Source organism: Streptomyces sp. HUAS CB01, from assembly GCF_030406905.1.
Lineage (GTDB): Bacteria > Actinomycetota > Actinomycetes > Streptomycetales > Streptomycetaceae > Streptomyces > Streptomyces chengbuensis.
In genome coordinates this window covers 525,253-541,980 of record NZ_CP129137.1, presented here as the reverse complement: position 1 = coordinate 541,980, position 16,728 = coordinate 525,253, and the positions used below count along the sequence as shown (strand labels likewise).

Annotated in this window: 12 protein-coding genes and 2 pseudogenes; 7 read left to right on the top strand and 7 right to left on the bottom strand. The window is 71.4% G+C overall.

The annotated features are described in order from the left end of the window. Nucleotides 1–3 precede the first annotated feature (3 nt). Both QRN89_RS02480 and QRN89_RS02475 read left to right on the top strand, forming a co-directional pair. On the top strand, nucleotides 4–1,800 hold the full coding sequence (locus tag QRN89_RS02480) for a cyclic nucleotide-binding domain-containing protein (RefSeq protein ID WP_290347684.1): 1,797 nt from the start codon (nucleotides 4–6) through the stop codon (nucleotides 1,798–1,800). Further along, a complete protein-coding gene (locus tag QRN89_RS02475) occupies nucleotides 1,797–2,288 on the top strand; it encodes an Hsp20/alpha crystallin family protein (protein WP_290347683.1) in 492 nt (163 codons plus the stop codon). Before QRN89_RS02480 ends, QRN89_RS02475 begins: the two co-directional genes overlap by 4 nt. 327 nt (nucleotides 2,289–2,615) lie before the next feature. Here the strand turns inward: QRN89_RS02475 and QRN89_RS02470 are convergent, their stop codons facing one another. Next, the gene (locus tag QRN89_RS02470; RefSeq protein ID WP_290347682.1) at nucleotides 2,616–3,065 is read right to left on the bottom strand and encodes a DUF1931 family protein; all 450 of its coding nucleotides are present in this window, start codon (nucleotides 3,063–3,065) and stop codon (nucleotides 2,616–2,618) included. Between the two features lie 546 nt (nucleotides 3,066–3,611). Between QRN89_RS02470 and QRN89_RS02465 the strand changes: the two are divergent. From QRN89_RS02465 to QRN89_RS02450, 4 genes and pseudogenes are all read left to right on the top strand, one after another. Continuing rightward, nucleotides 3,612–4,308: pseudogene (locus QRN89_RS02465) on the top strand (Hsp70 family protein); the annotation flags it as partial. A 219-nt stretch (nucleotides 4,309–4,527) separates the two neighbouring features. Beyond that, the gene (locus QRN89_RS02460) at nucleotides 4,528–4,791 is read left to right on the top strand and encodes a UBP-type zinc finger domain-containing protein (RefSeq protein WP_290353544.1); all 264 of its coding nucleotides are present in this window, start codon (nucleotides 4,528–4,530) and stop codon (nucleotides 4,789–4,791) included. Continuing rightward, a complete protein-coding gene (locus QRN89_RS02455) occupies nucleotides 4,791–6,548 on the top strand; it encodes an FAD-dependent oxidoreductase (RefSeq protein WP_290347681.1) in 1,758 nt (585 codons plus the stop codon). The genes QRN89_RS02460 and QRN89_RS02455 overlap by 1 nt, the downstream gene beginning before the upstream one ends. A gap of 38 nt (nucleotides 6,549–6,586) precedes the next feature. Further along, nucleotides 6,587–7,025, top strand: a pseudogene (locus QRN89_RS02450) (FUSC family protein); the annotation flags it as partial. 227 nt (nucleotides 7,026–7,252) lie between these two features. Here the strand turns inward: QRN89_RS02450 and QRN89_RS02445 are convergent. Continuing rightward, a complete protein-coding gene (locus QRN89_RS02445; protein ID WP_290347680.1) occupies nucleotides 7,253–7,789 on the bottom strand; it encodes a phosphate-starvation-inducible PsiE family protein in 537 nt (178 codons plus the stop codon). Nucleotides 7,790–8,454: 665 nt separating this feature from the next. Between QRN89_RS02445 and QRN89_RS02440 the strand changes: the two genes are divergently transcribed. Next, on the top strand, nucleotides 8,455–9,450 hold the full coding sequence (locus tag QRN89_RS02440; protein WP_290347679.1) for an acetate/propionate family kinase: 996 nt from the start codon (nucleotides 8,455–8,457) through the stop codon (nucleotides 9,448–9,450). A gap of 833 nt (nucleotides 9,451–10,283) precedes the next feature. On the opposite strand, the gene QRN89_RS02435 is transcribed toward QRN89_RS02440, so the two are convergent. The 5 genes from QRN89_RS02435 to QRN89_RS02415 all read right to left on the bottom strand — a co-directional run bounded on the left by QRN89_RS02435 (nucleotide 10,284) and on the right by QRN89_RS02415 (nucleotide 16,581). Then, on the bottom strand, nucleotides 10,284–11,213 hold the full coding sequence (locus QRN89_RS02435; RefSeq protein ID WP_290347678.1) for a DUF4344 domain-containing metallopeptidase: 930 nt from the start codon (nucleotides 11,211–11,213) through the stop codon (nucleotides 10,284–10,286). Between the two features lie 309 nt (nucleotides 11,214–11,522). Next, nucleotides 11,523–13,244 (bottom strand): SulP family inorganic anion transporter, encoded by a 1,722-nt coding sequence (locus QRN89_RS02430; protein WP_290347677.1) that lies wholly within the window; start codon nucleotides 13,242–13,244, stop codon nucleotides 11,523–11,525. 282 nt (nucleotides 13,245–13,526) lie between these two features. Continuing rightward, on the bottom strand, nucleotides 13,527–14,573 hold the full coding sequence (locus tag QRN89_RS02425) for a polyphosphate kinase 2 family protein (RefSeq protein ID WP_290347676.1): 1,047 nt from the start codon (nucleotides 14,571–14,573) through the stop codon (nucleotides 13,527–13,529). A 218-nt stretch (nucleotides 14,574–14,791) separates the two neighbouring features. Then, entirely contained in the window at nucleotides 14,792–15,667 is an 876-nt protein-coding gene (locus QRN89_RS02420; protein ID WP_290347675.1) for a universal stress protein, read from the bottom strand. A 275-nt stretch (nucleotides 15,668–15,942) separates the two neighbouring features. Continuing rightward, nucleotides 15,943–16,581 (bottom strand): Rv1733c family protein, encoded by a 639-nt coding sequence (locus QRN89_RS02415; RefSeq protein ID WP_290347674.1) that lies wholly within the window; start codon nucleotides 16,579–16,581, stop codon nucleotides 15,943–15,945. Nucleotides 16,582–16,728: the final 147 nt, after the last annotated feature.

Sequence of the window (16,728 nt, the reverse complement as noted above, 5' to 3'; positions counted from 1 at the left end):
ACGGTGGGCCGGCCGACGGAGGAGCCCAAGGAGACCGCACTCCCCGAGATCCCGGATCTGTACGGAGCGAATCCCCGGCTGACGGACGCGCAGGTCGGCTTCCTCACCGGTCGCGCTCACGGCCTGGCCGTTCGCGCCGGTCAGCTCCCGATCAGGGAAGGAGAGCCGTGCGAGCGGTTCTTCGTCGTCCACAGCGGTTCGATCGCGATCACCGAGCGCCATGGCACCGCGGGAGAGCACGTGATGAACGTGCACGGTCCCGGCCGCCTCCTCGGTGAACTGGGGTTGCTCCAGGGGCAGGTGGCCTTCCACACGGCGTGGGCGCGGGAGGACGGTGAGGTCCGCTCCGTCCCGGTCGACCGGTCGCGGGGCCTCGTCGCCGGGGATCCCATCCTCGACTCCTTCATCCTGCGTGCCTACCCGGCCCGCCGCACCGCCCTCATCGGCTCCGGCGCGGGGTTTCGCATCCTCGGCTCCCGCTGCTCGCCCGACACCCTGCGGCTACGGGAGTTCGCAGCCCGCAACCGGCTGCCGCACCGCTGGCTGCAGGGCCAGGTCCGGAGCTGCATGTCCCTCACGACCGGGGACCTGCCGGAGCCGGGCGAGGCGATCACCGTCCGGCAGCCCAAGGTCATCCCGTTCACCGAGATCGCGCGGGTCGCCATACGACGGTACCCGCGCCGCGCCCTGCTCGGACTGGCGCTCTTCATCGGCCAGGCATTCCTGTACAACGCGATCGTGTTCGGCCTGGGGACCATCCTCAGCGGCTTCTTCGGCACCGGCTCGGGCTCGGTCCCGTACTTCATGGCCCTCTTCGCCGTCGCCAACTTCCTCGGGCCGCTGCTTCTGGGCCGCTTCTTCGACACGGTCGGCCGGAAGCCGATGATCACAGGAACCTACTTCGGTGCGGCGGCCGCCTCCGTCCTGCTCGCTGTGCTGACGAGCAACGGCTCCCTGACCGCATGGACCTTCTTCCTGCTGGTGTCGGTGACCTTCTTCGTGGCCTCGGCGGGAGCGAGTTCGGCGTACCTGACGGTCGGCGAGGTGTTCCCCATGGAGACTCGCGCACTGTCCATCTCGCTCTTCTTCGCCGTCGGTACGGCCATCGGAGGCATCACCGGACCACTGCTCTTCGGACGGTTCGTTCACAGCGGCGACTCCGGTCTGGTGGCCCTCGGCTTCGTCATCGGAGCCGTGGCCATGGCCCTCGGCGGACTCGCCGAGCTGTTCTTCGGCGTCCGTGCCGAACAGCAGTCCCTGGAGAACATCGCCAGGCCGCTGACCGCGGAGGAGGCGGACGCCGACGCGCGGAACGAACCCTCCCCGGCAGCCGTACGCGAGCGCGACCTCCCCGAAGATGTCCGGCGGGCGGTGCGCGAGCGGCAACAGCGGATCGCAGACCGCAAGGCCCGCCGCACACAGCGCGAGCGCGCAGGCGGGCTCAGGTGCCGTCCCGGGACCGGAACCGGCAGTTCTACTCGCCGGGGCTTGGTCGGCACCGCAGGCACGGCGAGCCGGACCTCGGCCATGGCCGATCAAGCCCTCGACGACGAGATCGAGCAGGTCTCCCAGGCTCTCGCCGAGCGCGGCCCGACCGGACGCGAGGATCTCGAGCGCATCGTGGGGGGACGGGCATGGGGCCCTGGACGCTTCCATAAGGCGCTGCGCGAAGCGGCCCGCGAATCGCGTGCGCAGAGCCTGCCCGATGACATCTGTGCTCCGCCCGGCCGGCCCTCCGCGCCGGGCGAGGAAGGCGGTACTGCCGCGAACCCACGAGAAGACGGAGGTGATGGGCGATGACCTTGCCCGTCCGGCGCCACCGCAGTGGCGGAACGATGGAGCGGCCCCTCGGGTGGGCCCGCAATCCGCTGACGGAATTCGACGAACTGCTCACCCAGATGAGCGGATTGCTCGAATCCACGGTGGGCGGCGCCGCGCCCGCGGTGGCGTGGACCCCCCTCGCGGACGTCACGGAGACTGATGATGCCATCGTGGTCGAGATCGAACTCCCTGGCGTCAAGAGCAAGGACATCGACGTCGAGGCCAACGGACAGGAGCTGGTGATCAGCGGAGAGATCAAGGAAAAGGAGCGCAAGGGCGTCCTGCGCCGTAGCACCCGCCGAACCGGTGCCTTCGAGTACCGGCTGCGGCTGCCCGGAGATGTGGACGCCGAGAAGGTCACAGCGGAGATGTCGGCCGGTGTGCTCACGGTCACCGTCCCCAAGGCGGAGGTCGCCAAGCCCCGTCATATCCAGATCACCGAAAGCAGCGAGAGCGGCGGTCGTTGAGCCGAGGAGCCGGGCGGTGCGGGACCACGGTCCGGCACCGCCCGGGACCGAAAGGGGCCGTGAGACGGCCCAAACGGGCTTCTCCTCCTTCGACACCATGGATGGCGCGCAGTTTCCGACCCTGGAATTCCTCCCGCGTCCGGGACGGCTTGGCCCACATGGTCGAGGGCGGCATCGAAAAGCGGAGGGCGACGAACGCAGGGTTCCTGGCCCGCCGTTCCGGTCAGGCACCCGGCGCCCGGCAGGTGACGACCGGCGTATCGAAACAGCGGCGCAAAGCGCAGCGCGGGTTCGGCCGTGGCCTGCACCGCATGGTGCGGTCGCCGCTCACAGCAGGCGGTCGAAGACGGCTCGGGCCTGTTCCCAGTGCTGGGTCTGGGGGTTCTTCAGGTCGGGGTGGAGGATCTTGAAGCTCTGGGCGAGGGCCAGGCTGAGTCCGCCGACGATGTCCGGATAGGCCGCCTCGGTCTCCTCGTCGGGCGTCCGGTCCAGAGCGGGGTGGGTGGCGAGCTGTTCAAGGATCGGCTTGAGTTCCACTTCCTGGTCGATCTTCTGGAAGTCGTGAATGCTCTCCTGCAGGCCCTTCGTGATCGGTAGGTCACAGGTCCGGATGATGTCGCGCCCGTTGGCCTTGGCAGTGGCCTGGGCGACGGTCAGCAGGTCGTAGAGCTTGGCGTCGACGAAGTCGCTGTAGCGCTTGAGATCGTTCTTGTCGACGTCCAGCCCCGCGGCCGCGCGGAAGAACCTTTCGAACCTGGCGATGGACATCACGGTCATGACGGCAACCTCCGGCTGCGGGAGCCGGGGTGCTTCCCGGCTCCTGGGCTTACCAGTCAGCCTTGCCGACGGGACGCGAGAACGCATGCGCATGTCGGGGCGAATTAGCCTCCCCGTATTACCCTGCCAGGCCCAGGCGTCCGACTGCCCGAGCAGTCGGACGGGCGTGCGATCCGTCGATCCAGGCCGGCCGCAGCGCAGCCGGACCGCAGCGTCCTGGTCAGGCGGCGCTTGTGCCGCTGGGGAGGGAGGTGAGGTGGTGCGGGCTCTCCACCAAGATGCCACCCACCCATACCCCGCGGGGGGCCCACTTTGTTATCGTTGTTTGTACTGGTCGGCTCGGGCAGCCGGGTGAATTGGGACCCGGGCGGAAACGCCAGGCCGCATGTACCCCGGCGCCGCGACGCTCGATCGGCTGGAGCGCCCAGAGGCCCGGAAACTCGCTTCGACGCGTCCAGCTCCGCGCCGTTGACCGGTTGCCAGTGCCGCACGCGGCTTTGCGGGCCCACCCCCATGTTGCAGGATTTTCGACGAATGAGGACTCCTATGTCCAAGGCAGTCGGAATCGGCCTCGGCCCGATCAGTTCCGCGATCGCCGCATGGCAGGGCGGGGAGGCCGCGGTCATCACAATGGCGAACCCTTTGTCGGCCGGCTCGCCCGCAGGCAGGCGATCCCCAACCCCGAGGGAACCGTCTGTCGGCTTCGACATCGCCCCCGCCGAGCACGGCAACGCCCGCTTCAACGTCCGCGACAAGGTGTACGCACCGGAGGAGATCACCACACTGGTGCTACGAAAGCTCGCCGACGCCGCGGGCAACGCGTGACGGAGGCGGTCATCACCATGTCCGCCCATCTCAACGACGCCCAGCGCACGGCGCCGCCCCGAGCAAGCCGGACGTATGGCCGGCCTCGTCGTGCCGCACATGCCAACGAGCCGACCGCGGCCGCACCGGCCTCCGGTCCGGACAGGAAGCAGCACGAGACCGGGCACGTCTTCGACCCGGGCGGCGGTACCTTCGACGTCAGCCTCCTCGACGTCGGCGATGACGTGGTCGATGTGCGTCCACGGCGGGCGGCAGCCACCTGCGCGGCGACGGCTTCGACCGGCGCCTGGTGGACCACATCGCCGACAAGTTCCAGCAGGGGAACGGCATCGACCTGCGCAAGGGCCCGTACGCGCTGCAGCGGCTGTTCGAGGCTGCGGACAAGGCCGGGACCGAGCTGAGTTCGGTGAGACAGACAGCAGCCTGCCGGCGAGCTCGAGCTCGTCAAGGTCGCCGTCGACCGGTCGTCGGCGCTCGCGCAGCGGTTCCAGGTCACGGCCGTGCCGACCCTGGTCCTGCTCGACAAGTGAGCGGAGATGTCCCGCCGGACCGGTCTCGCCCCGGGGCTGCGCCGCTGGGTGGACGAGACCATCGCGGGCCGCGGCCGAGCAGTCCGCCCACGGAAGGAGAACCCCTCATGGCCACGATTCCCGACCCGCACCTCGCGATGGTGCGCCCGGTGACGCCGCGTACCCCGGAGGGCTGCGAGGAGTGCCTCATGGAGCATTCCCCATGGGTGCACCTGCGACTCTGCCTCACCTGCGGGCACGTCGGCTGCTGCGACTCCTCGCCCCTCAAGCACGCCAGGCGGCACGCGGGCAGCGACGGTCACCCAATCGTGCGGTCCTTCCAGCCGGGAGAGGACTGGCGCTGGTGCTACGTCCACGAGGCCCTGGTCTGATGAGCACGGCCGAGCACAAACAGAGTGAGACACCGGACCGGCACGGGGCTTTCCCGCGCCTGACACCGGAGCAGCTCGAGGACCTGACCGCGCACGGTGAGCGCCGCAGGACCGCCGATGGCGAGGTGCTGTACCGCGAGGGCGAGCCGTTCCGGGAGTTCCTCGCGATCCTCAGCGGAACCGTCGAGATCCTCCACGACCACGGCGGGCCCGACGAGCGCACGGTGGCGGTGCACGGACCCGGCAGGTTCCTGGGTGAACTCGGGCTGCTGGAGGGCCAGGCGGCGTTCGACACCGCCGTGGTACGCGAGGCGGGCGAAATACTGGCCGTACCGGTGGACCGGCAGCGCGCCCTGGTCGACCGCGATCACGTCCTCGGCGACCTGATCCTCCGCGCCTACCTGTGCCGCCGGTATCTGCTCATCGGCCTGGGGGCCGGCTTCCGGATCCTGGGGTCGTGCTATTCACCGGACACGCTGCGGCTGCGTGAGTTCGCCGCCCGCAACCGGCTGCCCCACCGCTGGGTGGACCTGGAGAAGGACCGGGAGGCGGAGGCGCTGCTGCGTCGGTTCTCCATCCGTCCCGAGGAGACTCCAGTCGTCATCTGGAAGGGCGAGCGTGTGCTGCGCAATCCGAGCAACGCCGAACTCGCCCGGCTCATCGGGCTGCCCGCCCCCTCGCCGGAGGCCGGGCGGTGCGACGTGATGGTGATCGGTGCGGGACCCGCGGGACTCGCCGCCGCCGTGTACGGTGCCTCCGACGGCCTCAAGACGGTCACAGTAGACGCCGTGGCCACCGGAGGCCAGGCCGGTACCTCGTCTCGCATCGAGAACTACCTTGGCTTCCCGTCGGGCATCTCCGGGGGCGAGCTCATCGAACGCGCGGTACTCCAGGCCCACAAGTTCGGTGCCCGCCTCATGGTGCCGGCCCAGGTCAGCGGGCTCACCCCGCAGGACGACGAGTACGTCGTCACCTTCACAGACGGGTCCCAGACCCGGGCCGGCGCCGTGGTGCTCGCCTCGGGCGTGTGGTACCGCAGGCTCGAGGTGCCCGGCATCGACCGCTTGGAGGGCACCAGCGTCTACTACGCGGCGACGATCCACGAGGCCAGTCTCTGCCAGTCGGAGCCGGTCGCCGTGGTCGGCGGCGGGAACTCCGCCGGACAGGCGGCGCTGTTCCTCGCGAACCACGCGTCCAGGGTCCACCTCCTTGTCCGGGGCGGTGACCTCAACGCGGACATGTCGCGCTACCTGGTGGACCAGGTGGAACGGCACCCGAAGATCGAGGTGCTGCTCCACACCGAGGTCCGGGGCGTCTCCGGGGAGGAGAAGCTGGAGGCGCTGACGGTTGAGGACAACGCAACCGGCGAGCGCCGGGAGCTGCCGGCCACAGCGCTCTTCGTGTTCATCGGGGCCCGGCCGCGCACGGAATGGCTCAGGGGCGTGCTGGCCCTGGACGAGAAGGGCTTCGTCCTCACCGGCGCCGACGCCCAGGCGGCGGCCGACGCGACCCGGTGGGTCTCGCTCGGCCGTGGTCCGCTGCCGCTGGAGACCACCCTTCCCGGAGTCTTCGCCGCCGGCGACGTCAGGAGCGGCTCGGTCAAACGGGTGGCCTCGGCGGCCGGTGAGGGTGCCATGGCGATCCACCTCGTGCACGAGCACCGGGAGCAGACGGGCAACCTGGTCCGCACCGCGGGCCCCGAGGGGCGTCGGGTGGTGGCGGGCGAGTCCGAGTCCAGGCAACGCCTCTCCCTCTGACGGACCCCCTGGGCGGCCCGGCCCACCCGGCCCACCACACGGTCGTCCTCCCCACCGGCGCCCGGCGCAGCACCGACGGCCCCATGGACGTGATCAACCGGGCGGAGGCCGTGCTGATCTTGCTGTTTCCGATCCGCCGTCGGGAGCCCAGCGTGACGCGCTCGCCGACGCCCTGGCCGGTGTGGCGGAGTACGCTCGTCGGGCTGCGGCACGACCTGACCGCTCCGTTCGGCCCGGAGCCGTTGATGACGGCCCGGGACGCTGCCGCCGTGACGCCATCACAGGCACGCACCCGCCCCCGGCCCTCCATGGCCCTCGAGCCCTCGCCGAGCGCATTCGTCCGGTCGTCGCCGTGCTCGCCGACCGGACGTCGGCGCCCGGGGACCCGGGCGGGACCGCGGGCGGGAGTCGGTCGACGGGGCCGCCGTGCTCGGCCAGGCGTCAGGGGGATCGCCAGGGAGCGGCGACGCGCGGGAAGACGCCCGCGCCGGCAGGCCCGCGGGCGCCCGCTCCCCGGTACGCCCGACAACGGGGAAGGCGTCGCCGCCGGGGTCCGGAGCCCGGTGCTGCGGCGCGGGACGGAACTGCAGAAGCGGGCCCTGGAGGACCTCGCGATGCCCCTGAGCCGCACTCCTGGAGCGGGGCGTCGGCTCTGCTCACGAGGAGCAGCGGGTGCGGGCGGCCGTGGCTGCGGAAGGTGAGGATCAGGCCCCGCGCACCGGGGTGGGTGACGGCGGCGGTGACGGGGAACGCCGCGCCTCTTGGAGCGGGAAGTAGTCTGCCGGCCGCGTCGAGCGCCGCCACACGTACACCGCTGCCGCCATCACGAGGATCAGACCCGCCAGGACGAGCAGTTCGATCCCCTCGACGTTCCAACGGAAGGACTTCTCCGCCTCGGCGGTCACGATGAGCACCTTGCGGATGCCGGCAATCAGCCCGACGACGAGGAACGGCTCCGCGTCGAGGGTCTGGTTCCTGATGGTCAGGCGGACGGTGTGGAGCAGCTCGGCGACGATGAACAGCACAAGGCCGTTGTCGAGGGCGGAGAGAACGACCGTCTCCTCCCGGTACGGCCCCTGGATCGACCTGATGACGTCGTGGACGACCCCGACCGTCAGGAGCCCCGCGAGCAGTACGAGGAGCGCCGCGACGACGAGGTGGATGCCGTCCTCGATGAGCTGCAGGAGGCCCTGCAGCCGGCCGCCCTCGATCTTCGGGGGAATGGGTCGCACAGTCAGCATGCTAGGTGCGCCCCGGCTCGCAGGCGCGGCGTGCTGCCGAACGGGGGAACGAGCGGATCCCTCCCTGTGGTGGCAGCCTGGAGGAAGCGGCAAGGCGCGGCATCACCGAGGCCTACCAGGCGGCAGGACAAGGGTTATGAGGCAGCCCGACGCGGACACGAACGGCAGGAACCTGCGGCCCGTCCTGGCGCCGACCCGGGGTCTGCCCTCCGAGACGGCCCGGGACCTCGCCTCCGGCCTGCGGGAGGAACCGCGCCGCCCCACCGCCAGTGCTACCCGCCCGGATGCGGGCGCCGACAGCGCCTCTGGCAGCCAACGAGCAGGTCGCCGTGTCCGACGTGGCCGAAACGTCGGCACCCGCCGGGAGGACGGCGACGGGGACATCGGCGTCTTCCTCACCGACCTGCCGAGTCGGGTAGAGCACAACCCGCTCCGCATCGAGGCCGACCCTGAGCACAGGGTCGCACTCCGTGGCGGGCGCACCGTGCCGGAGGACGCGAGTGCACTGGAGGTGTGGGATGAGTGCTGACCGCTCCCACGAGAGCCGTAATGGTCACGTACTGGTCCTTGCCGCCGGCTCTTCGAGCCTTCACGTCGCTCTGTTCGCGGCGGACGGCGAACGGGTGGCGGATCGAGACGCCTCGGAGCCCCCGGGACCTGCTGCGGTGGCGGAACTGCGGAACTTCCTCAGCGAGGTGCCCGCTCCTGCGGCGGTTGGTCACCGCATCGTCCACAGCGGCCCGCACCTGACTGGCCATACGCTGATCGACGCACGCGTACGGGCTCTGCTGGCGGACGTCGCCGATCTCGCGCCGTTGCACGTGACCCCTGCCCTGCCTGTGGTCGATGCCGCACGAGAACTCCTGCCCGACGTTCCTCACGTCGCCTGCTTCGACACTGTCTTTCACAAGGATCTGCCGGCACAGGCGCGCACGTACGCCGTGCCGGAGCGGTGGCGAGCCGAATACGGGCTGCGCCGGTACGGCTTCCACGGGCTTTCCTACTCGTGGGCACTGCAGAGGACGGCGCAGGCCCTGGGCCGACCCGTCGACAACCTCCAGGTCGTACTCGTGCACTTGGGCGGCGGCTGCTCGGCCTGCGCCGTCCGGAACGGACGCAGCGTGGACACCACCATGGGCCTCACTCCGCTGGAAGGCCTGGTGATGAGCCGGCGCAGCGGCAGCCTCGACCCCGGCGCGCTGCTGTGGCTGCAGCGGCGGCACGGTCTGAGCACGGACGAATTGGATGACGCACTCCACCGGCATTCAGGTCTGCTCGGCCTCTCCGGTACCTCGGCAGACACTCGGGACCTGGTGCGCGCCCGCGCGGAGGGTGATGCCGCGGCCGCGTTGGCGCTGGAGACGTTCACACTCAGCTGCCGCAGGGGCATCGCCTCGATGGCCGCCTCGCTGGACCGGCTGGACGCGCTGGTCTTCACCGGGGAGATCGGCGAAGACCAACCCGAGGTACGCGAGGAGATCTGCTCGGCCCTGACTGTCATCGGTGTACGAGGCGGGCTGCTCGTCCCCGAACTGGAAGATTTGATGCGGGAAGGCCTCCGACGCATCGATCAGGCGGTGAGCGGTGTCCCGGTCCTCGTGGTCGCGACCGGCGAGACACAGCAGATCGCCGTCGAGACCCGACGGGTTCTCGGTATGTGACTGGCCAAGGCAACTGCTGGCACATCCACACTTAGTTGGCCCCGCCACAAAGAACCGGCCTCCTGTACCAGGACAGAGGAGTGGCGACGTCTGGTCCTGTACGCCGCCCGCGTCTGATCACGGGGCTCGAGGGCCACTGGCCCCCGTCACAGTTCCGCACCGCACCTGAGCCGCATGTTCATCGTTCGGGCGCGCACCGCCCGCGATCCGCGCCCCGCGGTCCTGCTCTACGTCGGATACTTCGACTGCACCGGCGACGACGTCCCACGCGACTGGGCGCACCAACTGCTGGACGAGGGTCGAGCGGGGGCGTGCGAGGGCCGGAAGGGATCAGGCCGCCGCTCGGCGATACGGACCCGTGCCCCGTTGCCATGGGCCTCCAGCGCCAGGACGAGGCCGAGGAGTACCCCACCGCCGTCGCCTGGCAGGAACCCGATCGGTCCGGGTGGGTATGGCCGGCCTACAGCAGGCCGGTCAACCCCCTGAGACCAACAATGTGCTCCGGCTCTGTGACGTGGCCGTCTTGTGCAACACCGCACGGGTCATCAGCAAGAAAGCGGATGGGAAGTCCGTCGCCGCAGAGCTGTCGTTGCTGTTGCGACGCTCCACGTGACGTGCGCTGTACCAGAGTGCACCATCTCTCCGGCTCCGGCCCCCCGACTGCTGAAGCCAGTCGCCTGATGTCAACTACCAATCCGCGTCGCAACCCCGCGGCGGAGACGGCGGCCGGTCCGAAGGGCCGACCGCCGTCGCCGGGACCACCCGTGGCGGCGGCCGTCGTGGTCAGCCGCGAGACCGTGCCCGGCGGTGACGGGAGCCGATGGCCCCGGCGCTCACTGCCCGCTGCGGATCTCGTCGAGCTTCTTCGCGAGCGCCTCCGTCTCCGCGATCAGGCGGTCGCGTGACCTCTGCTGCGCACGGTCTCCCTCTTCCCTGAACCCCTCGCTGAAATGCGGTTGGAGCTGGGTCCACCAGCCGTGGTCCAGCATTGCCCAGGCCTGGGGGCACAGGGGGGCGCGGGACTTCGGGAGGTATCCCGCGCCGACCAGGGGTGCGTCGAACTTCTTCGGGTCGCTCCCCTCGAGGTAGCAGAGGAAGTTGAAGACGCGCTGCTGGGTGACGGGGTGATCGCTCGAAAGCCCCTCCAGCGTCAGTTCCCCTTCCTCGCGGGCGAGCTCGTCGAAAAGAACGGCGGTGGCCAACGACGGCCCCGGACCGACCTCGTTGACGGTGTGGAAGGACGCGAAGCCGTCAGCGGCGTCCTCCTCGAGGCCGAGGTTCGGGAGCAGCAGCTGGCGCTGCAGGGCGTGGCCCATCTCGTGGCCCAAGACGAACTGGGTCGACAGTGCGGTCAGGTCGTCGGCGTTCCATTCGGTGCCGGGGATCACGGCGGGGCGCTCGACGGTCTTCACCACCTCGCCGAAAACCCCTTCGATCCGGGTCAGAAAGGCGGGCGGTACGTAGACGGTCCTGCCGTCGGGCTGGGTGACCGCGTCCGTGACCCCCGGGGGGACCCTGTCGGTGACTTTCACGACCATGTCGTGGGGGAGGGCGAGCGACTCGTTGACCCAGTCGGCGACCTCCTCGAGCACGCGGGACTCCCGGACCACCGTCACGGCGTGCCGGTCCTTCGGCTTGATCGCGCCGTCCTCGTAGACGATCGTGACCTTGCCGCTCGCGTCGGACTTGGCGCCGTCGCCGCCGCACGAGGCTACGGCGAAGCCGGCGACGAGCAGCGCGCCCGCGACGACCGTCCGGGACACGGCCGGGTAGCTGCCGCCGGTCGGACACCCGGCAGGCTCCCCGGCGCGGCCGGTGCGCCGGAGGGGGGCGGTTGCGCCGTCGTGTTCTCCGGATCTCGTCCGCGATGCGACCACGGCGAGACGGAACGGCGAGCGGTGACGCCGGTCCGCACGTGACGACGGTCGGGTGCCGGAGGTGGAACTGGAAGCTGGCATGCGCAACATGATCGACGGCCCTGAGGGTGCAATCGGCTATTTGCAGAGGGTTTCGCCGCTTTGCTGAGAGTCGGCAGTGCTTGAGCCACGCCGTGTGCCGCTTCCCGCCCCCGTCTACTGCTCCGAGTTCCCCGGGTCACGCACCCAGGAGCGGTACGCCTCCACCGCGGTCGGCAGCGTGGGGAAGATCCGGTCCTCGCCGACGGATGCGGTCAGGCCGTAGGCGTCCAGTTCCGCGCGCAGGTCCTGCTTGACGCGTGCCAGGGCGAAGACGATGCCGCGGCCGGTCAGTTCCTCCCGCAAGGCGTCGACGGAGTCGAGCGCGGTGATGTCGACCTCCACGTTCGCCTCGGTGTTGAGCACGAACCACCGCACAGGGATCTCCTGTTCCTCCACGGCGGCCAGGGCGCGCCGGCGGAAGTCCTCCGCGTTGGCGAAGAACAGCGGTGAGTCGTAGCGGTAGACGAGCAGCCCGGGGACGACCCGCGCCTCGGGGTAGTCGTCCACGTCGTGCATCCCCGCCACCCCCGGAACCAGGCCCTGGACGGCGTCGTGCGGACGCGCCACCCGGCTCAGCAGCTCGGCCACCGACAGGGCCACGGCCACCAGCACTCCGTACAGGATGTCCAGGACGAGCACCCCGACGAGGCAGCCGACCGCGAGCAGCAGCTCCCGGCGGCGGAAGGACGCAAGGCGCCGGTACCCGGCCAGATCGATCATCCGGACGGCCGCGTACACCACCAGCGCCCCCAGCACGGCCGTCGGTGTGCTGCGGAGCAGCGGACTGAGGAACAGCAGCACCGCCACCACGGCGGCACCGGCGACGAGCCCGTACACCTGGGTGCGGGCCCCCGCCGACTGGGCGAGCGCGGTCCGGCTGGCGCTGCTGCTCACCGGGAACCCCCGCAGCATCCCGGCACCGAGGTTCGCGGCACCCAGGGCCAGCAGTTCCTGGTTGGAGTCCAGGCGCGGCCCGTCGTCGTCCGTGACGAAGGCGCGTGCCGTGAGAATGAAGTCGGTGTAGCCGACGAGCAGCACCCCGACGGCCGGCAGCAGCAGCCGGGGGACCTCGGCGAGGTCCGGCAGGGCGAAGCCCGGCAGACCGGCGGGGATGTCGCCGACCACGGCGATCCCGCGGGTCTGCAGGTCGAACACCGCCACGGCGGCCGTCCCGAGCGCGACCACCAGCAGCGGGCCGGGAAAGGCGCGGGGGAGACGCAGCGCGGCGAAGAGCAGCAGCAGGGCGACGGCGCTCAGCACGACAGTCGCCGGATGAGCCTCGGGCAGGTGCGACAGGAAGGACACCAGTTGAGGGAAGAAGCCCGAGCCCTCCGTCGGTACGCCCGTCAGCTTGGTCAGCTGATCGACCATCATGATCAGGGCCACGCCGGTGAGATAGCCGACCAGCACGGGCCGGGACAGCAGATCGGCGACGAAGCCGAGCCGGGCCGCCCACGCCACGAGGCACATCAGGCCGACGGCGACGGCCAGGGCGGAGGCCAGCACGGCGTACCGCACGGGGTCGCCCCCGGCGAGGGGCGCGACGACGGCCGCGGTCATCAGCGCCGTCGTCGACTCGGGGCCGACGGACAGCAGCCGTGACGAACCCAGCAGGGCGTACAGCGCGATTCCCGGGAGGATGGCCCAGAGCCCCGCGACCGGCGGCAGCCCCGCGACACTCGCGTACGCCATGACCTGCGGCACGAGGTAGGCGGCGACGGTGAACCCGGCCAGCAGATCACCGCGCAACCAGTCCCGCCGGTACGCCCCGAGCACCGCGAGGCCGGGAACGGCACGGCGCCACCCGCCCCCCGGGACGGGGGTCCGGTCAGCCATGGATCCGCTTCTCGTGGGCCCTCGCCGCCCCGGACCTCGTCCGTGCCCCGCACCGTGGTGCGGCCCCGGATCCGGTCTCCGGCGCCGGGACGGCGGTCGGCGGTTCGCCCGGCCGGGGCGGGAAGGGACCGACCGCCGGTTCCACGCCGAGCGCGGTCGCGACCTCCTGCGGGGAGCGGGAGTACCGGGAGGCGGGAGCCACGGGTTGCCCCGACGGCCGTTTCGGCTGCGCTGTCATCTTCGACCTCCGGTCCGGATCGGTCCGCCCGGTCCCGGGATTCGTCAGACGCCCTGGGCCCGCTTGTGCCCTTTCGCCCGCCGCGCCCCCGCCGAGGAGTCCTTCGGCCCGGCCCCGCGACCGCCCCGCCCGCCGGTGCCGGGATGCGCTGTTGCGTACGGATCGGCGGCGGCGCCTTCGGGAGCCTCGTCCACCAGTTCGCGCCGGGCCGCCCGGAGCTCCCGCCGGGCCTCCTTCCCGACGACCGGGTAGCGGGGATCGATGTCCATCAGCGTATGGGCGAGCACCGCCGCGGTGCAGATGCGAGCGAACCACTTCCGGTCCGCGGGCACAACGTACCAAGGCGCCCACTCGGTGCTGGTCGCCGACAGCATCTCGGAGAACGCGTACTGGTAGTCGTCCCACCGCCGGCGCTCCCGCGCGTCCGACGCGGAGAACTTCCAGTTCTTCTCGGGCAGATCGATCCGTTTCAGGAAACGGACGCGCTGCTCCTCCTGCGAGAGGTTCAGGAAGACCTTCACCACCTTGAACCCGTTGTCCGTCAGATAGCGCTCCCAGTCGTTGATCTCCCGGTACCGGCGGTCCCAGATGTCCGGGCCCCGCGCCTCCCGCGGCAGCCGCTGCCGGTCCAGGTTCTGCGGATGCACCCGTACGACCAGGACCTCCTCGTAGTGGGAGCGGTTGAAGATGGCGATGTCACCGCGGGCGGGCAGTCTGCGCGCATAGCGCCACAGGTAGTCGTGGTCGAGCTCCTCGGCCGACGGCACCTTGAAGCTGCTGACCTTCACGCCCTGGGGGTTCACCCCGCTCATGACGTGCCGGATCGTGCCGTCCTTGCCCCCGGCGTCCAGGGCCTGGAGGCAGAGCAGCACCCCGAAGGTGCTCTGGGCGGCCAGGCGGTCCTGGTACTCGGCGAGCAGTGAGACCCCGGCCCTCAGCAGCTCGACACCGGTCTCCTTCTTCAGTCCGGCCCTGAAGCGGGGGTCGAAGTCCTTGTGCAGGTCCACCCGCGTTCCCGGTTGCACCCGCAGGGGTTCGATCAGCCGCGCGATGCGCTCGGCCCTTGTGTCCACGGCCCTTGCGTCCACCATCGGCGGTCCGCCTCCTCGCTGTCGTGCGGACTCCGGGGAACTGCCGTGCGGACTCCGAGGAGCGACAAGGTGCGCGCCGGGCTCGCCGGTACGCGTGCACCCCCTCCAGAATCGCCCCGCGCACCATGTCGCGCCAACGCGTCCCGCCCTGGCCGCGGCGGACCACCGTGACCCGCGGCGCCGTGACGACCCGGGCACCGGCCGGCGGTCCGGCGTCCCTATTGCGGGGGAACGACGATGACCGGACATCCCGCGCGGTGCAGAAGCCCGTGCACCACCCGTCCCAGCCTGCGCCCGGTGCCGGCATGACGACGGGACCTGCCGACGACGACGGCGAGCGCCGTCGTGGAAGCCTTCACGAGCTCCTCCACCGGGTCGCCGCTCACCACCTCTCCGGCGACCGCCACGTCGGGATGCCGGCGCGACCAGTCGGCGACGGTCCGCGCGAGCAGCCCGCGCTGCCGCTCCCTCGCCCGCTCCCGGTGGGTGAACGGCAGCACCGGCGGCTCACCGACGGACACCGCGCCGAGCGCGACACCACGCACGGCCGCCTCGCCGAAGGCGAACGCGAGGGCGGCGGCAGAGGGAGAGTCCGCGTCGACCCCGACCACCAGACGCGGCTGACGGGCCGGCGCGGTTCGCGGTTCCCGTACGACGACGACCGGGCAGAGGGCCCGGGCGGCGAGGGGCACGACGACCGAACCCGCGCTCAGCACCTCCTTGAGTCGGTTGAGGTCGCGTGAACCGACCACGACCGACTGTGCGTGAGCGGACCCGGAGATCAGCGCGGCGACGGCGCTCCCGTCGTACAGCTCCATGATCAGTTCCGGGAGCGCGTACGTGTCCTCGGCCCACGCCGCGGCCGCCTCGAGCGCCTGGCCCGCCTGCGCGCGCAACGACACGCGCCGCGGTTCGGCGTCGACGTGCTGGGTGTCCCCGAGCCACGGCACGGCGACCACGAGTCTCAGGGGCAGGCCCCTGAGGCGAGCCTCCTCCGCCGCCCAGGCGATCGCCGCGCGCGATCCGTCCCGAGGGTCCAGACCGACGATCACCTCGCGGCTGCCGGTGACGTCGTTCGTGGCTCCGTCGTCCATGCTTCCCTCCCTCGCGCAGTCGCGGGGTGCTCGTCCTCGCGGACCGGCGCCGTCCGGCCCTGCTCGGCGGCGCCCTGGGCCGCCCTCGCGGTCCGGGCCGCTCGTCCGGGCTCGCGGTCGGGGGTGCTCCGCCGGGCCTCACGGGGCCTGCCGCCCGGCGGCGCCGCTTTCCGCCGCGCCGCCCGTCGTCGCCGTCACGATCGAAGTCGCCGGCGTGCGGCTCGGTGCGGCTCCGCGCGCCGCTCAGGCCGGGACGCGAGCGGCCGCGCGGCGGGTCAGACTTCCGGGCGACCCGACCAACGCGGTTCGACGAGGTCCCACTCCGTCTCCCATGCCTCCAGTGTCCGCTGGTCGAGCCGGCGCGCACGGTGGGAGTAGACGCCCAGGGAGGCGGCCGAGAGGACGGTGAACACCGCCACGCCGGCGAGCGCCGACGCCATGACCACATCGGAGTCGGTCCGGGGGCTCGTCGTGGCCCCGCCGCTCGCGTCGACCCAGACCCGGACGGGACTACCGGCCGGCGTGCCGAGCGGGACCGCCACGACGCCCTTGTGCCGGGCGTTTCCCGGCCCCCGCCACGTCGCATCGGCGAGCCCTTCGTCGGCCGGGCCCGACCCGCCGTCACTCGTGCCCGTCACCGCCTTCTGCACGGTCGTCGCGGTCACCTGCCGGCGCTCCTGCCGCTCGTTCAGCGCACGACGGTGCTCGGCGCTCCAGGTCCCGCACGCGGCGGTGACGGCCAGCGCCAGGGCCACCACCACGGCGAGCGCGCATCCCGCCACCAGCCGGCTCCGCACGCGGTCGGCCGGGCGGACGAGCGGCCCGGCGTCCCGGCCGACGGCGCGGCGCAGATGCCGCCACAGGGCGTTCCTCGCCGTTCCTCGCTGTCGGGGCTCGGAGAGATCATGCGGCATGACGGGCCTCCCTGCTGTACCGCCCGTGGCCGGGGAGTGCGGCGTGATGGTCGCGCCCCACTCTCCGTCGTTCGCCGGGACGTCTCGTAGGGGCGACCGTCCCCCTCCCTGGGCCGGTCGGCCCTTCCGAGGGCCGTTCGGACTCTG

Bases quoted from the DNA above. Each gene is read 5' to 3' on its own strand.
- QRN89_RS02430 (WP_290347677.1), bottom strand. From the start codon at position 13,244: ATGGCTGACCGGACCCCCGTCCCGGGGGGCGGGTGGCGCCGTGCCGTT.
- QRN89_RS02470 (WP_290347682.1), bottom strand. From the start codon at position 3,065: ATGACCGTGATGTCCATCGCCAGGTTCGAAAGGTTCTTCCGCGCGGCC.
- QRN89_RS02415 (WP_290347674.1), bottom strand. From the start codon at position 16,581: ATGCCGCATGATCTCTCCGAGCCCCGACAGCGAGGAACGGCGAGGAAC.
- QRN89_RS02460 (WP_290353544.1), top strand. From the start codon at position 4,528: ATGGCCACGATTCCCGACCCGCACCTCGCGATGGTGCGCCCGGTGACG.
- QRN89_RS02475 (WP_290347683.1), top strand. From the start codon at position 1,797: ATGACCTTGCCCGTCCGGCGCCACCGCAGTGGCGGAACGATGGAGCGG.
- QRN89_RS02425 (WP_290347676.1), bottom strand. From the start codon at position 14,573: ATGGTGGACGCAAGGGCCGTGGACACAAGGGCCGAGCGCATCGCGCGG.
- QRN89_RS02445 (WP_290347680.1), bottom strand. From the start codon at position 7,789: ATGCTGACTGTGCGACCCATTCCCCCGAAGATCGAGGGCGGCCGGCTG.
- QRN89_RS02455 (WP_290347681.1), top strand. From the start codon at position 4,791: ATGAGCACGGCCGAGCACAAACAGAGTGAGACACCGGACCGGCACGGG.
- QRN89_RS02420 (WP_290347675.1), bottom strand. From the start codon at position 15,667: ATGGACGACGGAGCCACGAACGACGTCACCGGCAGCCGCGAGGTGATC.